Raw genomic sequence first — 6,624 nt, 5'->3', positions numbered from 1 at the left:
CGAGCGCGAGCGCGGCTGGCGCGAGGCGCTGGCCGAGGCATCCGTCCCCGAACCCACGGTGCTGCGCGGCGACTGGACCGCGGCCTCCGGTCACGCGGCGGCGATGACCCTGGCGGCGGATGCCACGGCCCTGTTCGCCGCGAACGACCAGATGGCACTCGGCGCGCTGCGCGCCCTCGCCGACGCGGGGCGTCCCGTGCCGGACGCGGTCAGCGTGGTCGGCTTCGACGACATCGCGGATGCCGCGGACTTCCGCCCCCCGCTGACCACCGTCCGCCAGGACTTCGACGCCCTCGGCGAGCGGGCGGTCGACACCCTGGTGCGCGGGATCGAGACGGGCGCGCCCCGGGCGGCCGACGTGCTCGAGACCACGCTCGTCATCCGCGCCTCCACCGGCCCGGCAGCCCGCTGACCCCGAGGGTCGCCCCGGCGGCAGCCGCCCGGCAGCCGCCCGGCGGGTCACTCCTCGTGGGGGCCGAGCTCCGGGGCGGGGAGGAACCGTGCGCGGGCGTCGGTCATGGCCGACAGCTCGAAGACCACCAGCGTGTTGGCGCCGGCCCGGGTGACCGGCCGCGGGACGAACAGGGTGCGCTGCGGGCCGTTGGACCAGTAGCGCCCGAGCAGGAAGCCGTTCACGAACGCGAAGCCCTTGCCCCAGCCGTCGGTGTCGAGGAACAGGTCGGATGCCGCCTCGAGCGTGAACTCGGCGCGAAGGCCGGCCGGGCCGGACAGCGGCGCATCGCCGTGCGGGACGTGACCCGCCGGGGCATCCGCGACGAGGTCTGCGAACCTCGCCAGGTCGACCTGCGCGGTCGTCCATCCGCGCACGGGAGCGGCGTCGAGCCGCACGCCGTCGACGATGCCCTTGCACTCGCCGATGAGAGGCCCGTAGTTGACCCGCCCCTGCTCTTCGACGAGCAGCTCCACCGTCTGCCCCGCAGGCACCGCGAGCGCGCGCTCGCCGCGGATGCGGGACAGGTCGCCGACCCGCACCCCGTCGACGGAGACCCAGGCGTGGTCGCGCACCTCGCCGAGTGCGAGTGTCCCGGCACCGGGGAGGGGCGCGGTGTGCAGCAGCATCCCGCTCGGGATGCCGAGCTCGTCGAAGCTGGGCGGGTCGTCGCCGGTGCCGCCGAGCGGCACCGCGGCATCCTCGACCGTCACCGCGGTCGCGACGAGCGGCACGGTGAACTCGGGACGCGGGACCGCCCGGGCGGGGACCTCGTCGGGCACTGGCGCGTAGCGGGCGATGACCTCGCGGAACGCCCAGAACTTGTCGGTGGGGTCTCCGGCCTCGTCGAGCGGAGCGTCGTAGTCGTAGGACGTGGTGATGGGAAGGTAGCGGCCCTTGTGGTTGGCGCCGTTGGTGAGTCCCGGGTTCGTCCCGCCGTGCAGCATGTACAGGTTGACGGATGCCCCGGCCGCGAGCAGGGCGTCGAGCTCGGCGGCGGCATCCGCAGCGCTCGTCGTGTGGTGCAGTCCGCCCCACCAGTCGAACCAGCCGTCCCAGAACTCCGCGCACATGAGCGGGCCCGTCGGCTGGTGGTCGCGCAGCGTCGCGAGGCGCTCGCCGGCACGCGAGCCGAACGATCCCGTCAGATGGAGCCCGGGCAGGCTGCCGGCCCGGAGCATCGCCGGCTCGGGCTGGTCGATGGTCGTCAGGGGCACGGTGATGCCGGCACCCCGGGTCGCCTCGACGAGCGTCTCGAGGTAGCGCCGGTCGCAGCCGTACGCCCCGTACTCGTTCTCGATCTGCACGAGGATGACCGGGCCGCCATGGTCGACCTGGCGCGGGCGGACGACGTCGTACACGCGGCGCAGGTAGGCGGTGACCTCGGCGAGGTAGCGCGGGTCGGACGAGCGCAGGCGCATGTCGGCATCCGCGGTCAGCCACACCGGCAGGCCGCCGTTGTGCCACTCCGCGCAGATGTACGGGCCGGGGCGCACGATGGCGTGCATCCCCTCCGCAGCGACGAGGTCGAGGAACCGGCCGAGGTCGTTCGCCCCCGTGGCATCCCACGCGCCGCGGGCCGGCTCGTGCGCGTTCCACGCGACGTACGTCTCGATCGTGTTGAGGCCGAGCAGCCGCGCCTTGCGGATGCGGTCGGCCCAGTCGTCGGGGTGAACGCGGAAGTAGTGCAGGGCACCGGACAGGATGCGGTGCGGATGCCCGTCCAGCAGGAAGTCGGTCTCGCCGATCGTGAAGGTGCTCACGGATGCCTTCTGTTCGATGCGGGGGCGGATGCCGCGGCATCCGCCCCCCGCGCGGATCACTTGTTGACGCTGAAGCCCTGCGCGTTGCCGTACTGGACCAGGGCGGCCTGCCACTTCTGCAGGCCGGCGTTCAGGTCGGTCTTGTTCGCATACGCCTGCCCGACGGTGTCGCCGTAGATGCTGTTGCCGTACACCTGGAACGGCAGGTACCGCCAGCCGGTGACGACCGAGGTCGCCGCCTGGGCGAGCACCTCGTTGATCTTCTGGCCGCCGAAGTACGCGGGCGTGGCGCCCAGGAACTCCTGGGATGCCAGCTGCTTCGTGGTCGACGGGAAGCCGCCGCTGGCGAGGAACGTCGAGATGCTCTCATCGCTGTTGTTCAGCCACCAGAGGAAGCCGGCCGCGAGCGCGGGGTTCGTGCTCTGCTTGGTCACGGCCTGGCCGCCGCCGCCGTTCTCGGCGGATGCCGGCTGCCCGTCGTACGTCGGCATCGGTGCGACGCGCCAGTCGCCCTTGCCGGCGGGAGCCCCCGACTCGAGGTTGCCCGGCATCCAGGCTCCGGTCACGAGGGTGGCGATGCTGCCGTTGCCGAGGCCCGTGAACCACTCGTCGCTCCAGCTGGGGGTGGGGGAGACGAGACCCTTGCCGACGAGCTTGTTCCAGGTGTCGGCCCACTTCTTGGACCCGGCATCCTGCAGGTTGACGGTGACCTTCGTGCCGTCCGTCGTGAACGGGTGGCCGCCGGCCTGCCAGATCATGCTCGTGGTGAAGCCGGCGTCGCCGATGTCGTTGGTGATGTACTTCTTCGGGTCGGCGGCGTGCAGCTTCTCGGCGTCGGCGATGTACTGGTCCCACGTGGTGGGCACCGTCAGCTTGTAGGTGTCGAAGACCTTCTTGTTGTAGAAGAGCGCCATGGGGCCGGAGTCCTGCGGCAGGCCGAAGATCTTGTCGCCGGAGGTCACCGAGCCCCAGGTCGACGGGGTGTAGTCGGACTTGAGGCTGCCGAAGCCGTACGAGGAGAGGTCGGCAAGAGCGTTGCTCAGCTCGAACTGCGGGAAGGCGTAGTACTCGACCTGCACGACGTCGGGGGCGCCGGAGCCGGCCTTGATCGCATTCTGCAGCTTGGTGTACTCGTCGTTGCCGGTACCCGCGTTGACCAGGTTGACCTTGACCTTCGGGTACGCCTTCTCGAACGCGGCGACCTGGGCCTTGGCCGACGGGGTCCACGTCCAGTAGGTGATCTCGCCGCCCTTCTTCAGGGCCGCCTTGACGGCATCCAGCCCGCTCGTGCTCGTGGCCGCGCCGGTGCTGCCGGCGGACGAGCCGGAGCAGCCGGCCAGCGTGAGCGCGGCCGCGGTTGCGAGCGCGACGAGCGCGGCGGCGCGTCGGGATGCTCCTGACAGATGCTTCATTGCTGTGTCCTTTCGCATGACCCGGCCCGCGGACGCGGACCGGCCGGGTGAGAGTCGTCCGCGTGCAGCTCCCGGGTCACTGCTTCACGCTTCCCGCGCTCAGTCCGGACTGCCAGAAACGCTGCAGCAGGAGGAACGCGATGACGATGGGGATGATCGTGAGGAGGGACCCCATGATCACGAGGTTGTAGATCGGCTGCGCGCCGGCACCCTGCGCCTGCGCGGCCCATTGGTTCAGCCCGACGGTGAGCGGATACCACTTCGGGTCGCTCAGCATGATGAGCGGCAGGAAGTAGTTGTTCCAGGTGGCGACCACGGTGAACAGCAGCACCGTGACGATGCCGGGCACGAGCAGGCGGATCGAGATCGTGAAGAACGTGCGGAACTCGCCGGCACCGTCCATGCGGGCCGCCTCGAGCAGCTCGGTCGGCACGGAGTCGGCCGCGTAGACCCAGATCAGGTAGAGCCCGAACGGGCTGATCAGGGACGGGATGATGACCGCCCACGGGGTGTTGGTGAGCCCGATCTGGCTGAACAGCAGGAACGTCGGGACGGCGAGGGCGGTGCCCGGCACGGCGACCGCGCCCAGCACGATCGCGAACACCGCCCGCCGCCCGGGGAAGCGGTACTTCGCGAGGCCGTACCCGGCCAGGGTCGCGAAGAGGGTCGCGCCGCCGGCGCCGACCACGACGTACAGCAGCGTGTTCCCGAACCAGCGCAGGAAGATGCCGTCGTTGTACGTCAGCGTCGAGACGAGGTTGGCCCAGAAGGCGTTCCCGCCCCCGAACCACAGCCCGAAGGTGGAGAACAGGCCCGCCTGCGTCTTGGTGGAGTTGACGATCAGCCAGACCAGCGGGACCAGCGAGTACAGGGCGTACAGCACCATGAGCACCAGCAGCAGCCGGGATGACCGCGGGCGGAGCGGGCTCGTGCGGCGACGGTCGTCGCGGACGTAAGTGGGCGCGGCCATCTCAGCGCACCTCCGCACGGGAGCCGCGCAACTGCACGACGTAGGCGATCACGGCGGTGACGACGCCCATGATGATCGCGACGGTGGCGGCGTAGTTGAACTGCTGGCCGGCGAACGACAGGTTGTACGCGTACATGTTCGGCGTGTAGAAGGTGGTGATCACGTTGGGTGCGAGCGGGCGCAGGATGTTCGGTTCGTTGAACAGCTGGAAGCTGCCGATGATGGAGAAGATGGTGGCGATCACGATCGCCCCGCGCAGGGCCGGGATCTTGATCGAGAAGACGGTGCGCCAGGCGCCCGCGCCGTCGATGGATGCCGCCTCGTACAGCTCAGTGGGCACGGTCTTCAACGAGGAGTAGAAGATCAGCATGTTGTAGCCGACGAACTCCCACGTGACGATGTTGCCGATCGACACCAGCATCCAGTCCTTGGCGAAGGGCGTGATCAGCTGGAATCCGACCAGCTGGTTGATGTTCGCGGCGAGGCCGAACTGGTCGCCGTAGATGTATCCCCACATGAGCACCGCGACCACGGCGGGCACGGCGTACGGCAGGAAGAGGGTGATGCGGAAGAAGGATGCGCCGCGCAGCCGTGCGCTGTCGATCGCGAGCGCGGCGCCGAGGGCCAGCACGAGCATGATCGGCACCTGGATCACCAGGAACACGAGCACGCGGCCGAACGCCTGCCAGAACTGCGGGTCGGTGAGCGCCTGGCCGTAGTTCGCCAGCCCGACGAAGGCGTTCCCGCCGATGAGCTGCTCGCGGTACAGGCTCAGATAGATCGCATACGCGAGCGGCGCGAGGAACACCAGCGCGAACGCGACCATGAACGGGGAGACGAACGCCCATCCGCGCCAGTCGCGGCGGTCGCGCCGGCGCACGCCCGGGGCGGGGATGCGGGTTGCTGTGGATGTCGACATCGACGGGTGCCTCTGCTTGTTGTCGTCTGCGATGACCTGCGGACTGTTTACGCAAACATACGCGACGGGCCGATACGATGTCAACGTAAACATCGTCTGCACGACGAGGAAGGATGCCGGCCGATGACCTCGACCCCATCGCGACGCGAGCCGTCCATCAACGACGTCGCCCGTGCGGCCGGAGTATCGGCGCAGACGGTCTCCCGCGTCGCCACCGGCAAGGACGTCGTCCGCGCCGAGACGCGGGATCGGGTGGTCGAGGCGATGCAGCGACTCGGCTACCGGCCGAACGGCGCGGCACGGGCGCTCAAGTCGGGCCGGTTCCGCAACATCGGCGTGATCATGTTCTCGCTGTCGACGTACGGCAACATGCGCACCCTCGAGGCGATCGCCTCCGAGGCGACGACGGCCGGATACTCGCTGACCCTCATCCCGCTCGACGCCGCCACGCAGTCCAGCGTCTCGGGGGCTTTCGCGCGCCTGAGCGAGCAGGCGGTGGACGGTATCATCATCCTCATCGAGGCGCACCGGCTCAACGAGTCGGACGTCGAGCTGCCCACCGGCATGCCCGTGGTGGTGCTCGACTCCAGCGCCCACTACGACCTGCCCGTCGTGGACACCGACCAGGCGCAGGGAGCGCGCCTGGCCACCGAGCACCTGCTGGGACTCGGGCACGAGACCGTGTGGCACGTGACCGGCCCGCAGGAGTCGTTCTCGGCTCAGCGCCGCCAGGAGTCCTGGCACAAGACGCTCGCCGACCACGGCGCGTTCGTGCCCGAGCCCCTCACCGGGGACTGGACGGCGGAGTCGGGCCATGCCGCCGGCCTGCGCCTCGCGGCCACGCCCGGCGTGACCGCCGTCTTCGCCGCGAACGACCAGATGGCCCTCGGGGTGCTGCGGGCGCTGCACCAGGCCGGGCGCAGTGTGCCGGAAGAGGTCAGCGTGGTCGGATTCGACGACATGCCCGAGGCGGCGAGCTTCTGGCCGGCGCTGACCACCGTGCGCCAGCATTTCGACCAGGTCGGCGTCGCCGCCTGGCGGTCGCTGCTGGCCAGCATCGAAGGGGAGCGCCCCGGCTCGGTCGGCCTGATCCCGACCGAGCTCGTCGT

At 70.1% G+C, this 6,624-nt stretch carries 6 protein-coding genes; 2 read left to right on the top strand and 4 right to left on the bottom strand.

Features of this window, described 5'->3' with window-relative positions; genetic code table 11:
* Positions 1 to 412, top strand: a 412-nt coding sequence (locus VJR25_RS09975; RefSeq protein ID WP_324114822.1) for a substrate-binding domain-containing protein, incomplete at its 5' end; no start/stop codon positions are given.
* A gap of 47 nt (positions 413 to 459) precedes the next feature.
* On the opposite strand, the gene VJR25_RS09970 is transcribed toward VJR25_RS09975, so the two are convergent.
* From VJR25_RS09970 to VJR25_RS09955, 4 genes are all read right to left on the bottom strand, one after another.
* Positions 460 to 2,214, bottom strand: a complete 1,755-nt coding sequence (locus tag VJR25_RS09970) for a beta-galactosidase family protein (RefSeq protein WP_324114821.1) — start codon at positions 2,212 to 2,214, stop codon at positions 460 to 462.
* Positions 2,215 to 2,270: 56 nt separating this feature from the next.
* Positions 2,271 to 3,626, bottom strand: coding sequence for a sugar ABC transporter substrate-binding protein (locus tag VJR25_RS09965; protein ID WP_324114820.1), 1,356 nt, complete (start codon positions 3,624 to 3,626; stop codon positions 2,271 to 2,273).
* 76 nt (positions 3,627 to 3,702) lie between these two features.
* Positions 3,703 to 4,596: a carbohydrate ABC transporter permease gene (locus tag VJR25_RS09960; protein WP_324114819.1), complete on the bottom strand. Its 894-nt coding sequence runs from the start codon at positions 4,594 to 4,596 to the stop codon at positions 3,703 to 3,705.
* Between the two features lies 1 nt (position 4,597).
* The gene (locus VJR25_RS09955) at positions 4,598 to 5,515 is read right to left on the bottom strand and encodes a sugar ABC transporter permease (RefSeq protein ID WP_324114818.1); all 918 of its coding nucleotides are present in this window, start codon (positions 5,513 to 5,515) and stop codon (positions 4,598 to 4,600) included.
* A 123-nt stretch (positions 5,516 to 5,638) separates the two neighbouring features.
* Between VJR25_RS09955 and VJR25_RS09950 the strand changes: the two genes are divergently transcribed.
* Positions 5,639 to 6,624, top strand: a 986-nt coding sequence (locus tag VJR25_RS09950; protein WP_324114817.1) for a LacI family DNA-binding transcriptional regulator, incomplete at its 3' end; no start/stop codon positions are given.

It is taken from the genome of Microbacterium sp., from assembly GCF_035277845.1.
Classification (GTDB): Bacteria; Actinomycetota; Actinomycetes; order Actinomycetales; family Microbacteriaceae; genus Microbacterium.
This window is presented reverse-complemented; position numbering and strand designations above follow the sequence as displayed.

Bases quoted from the DNA above. Each gene is read 5' to 3' on its own strand.
- VJR25_RS09965 (WP_324114820.1), bottom strand. From the start codon at position 3,626: ATGAAGCATCTGTCAGGAGCATCCCGACGCGCCGCCGCGCTCGTCGCG.
- VJR25_RS09960 (WP_324114819.1), bottom strand. From the start codon at position 4,596: ATGGCCGCGCCCACTTACGTCCGCGACGACCGTCGCCGCACGAGCCCG.
- VJR25_RS09955 (WP_324114818.1), bottom strand. From the start codon at position 5,515: ATGTCGACATCCACAGCAACCCGCATCCCCGCCCCGGGCGTGCGCCGG.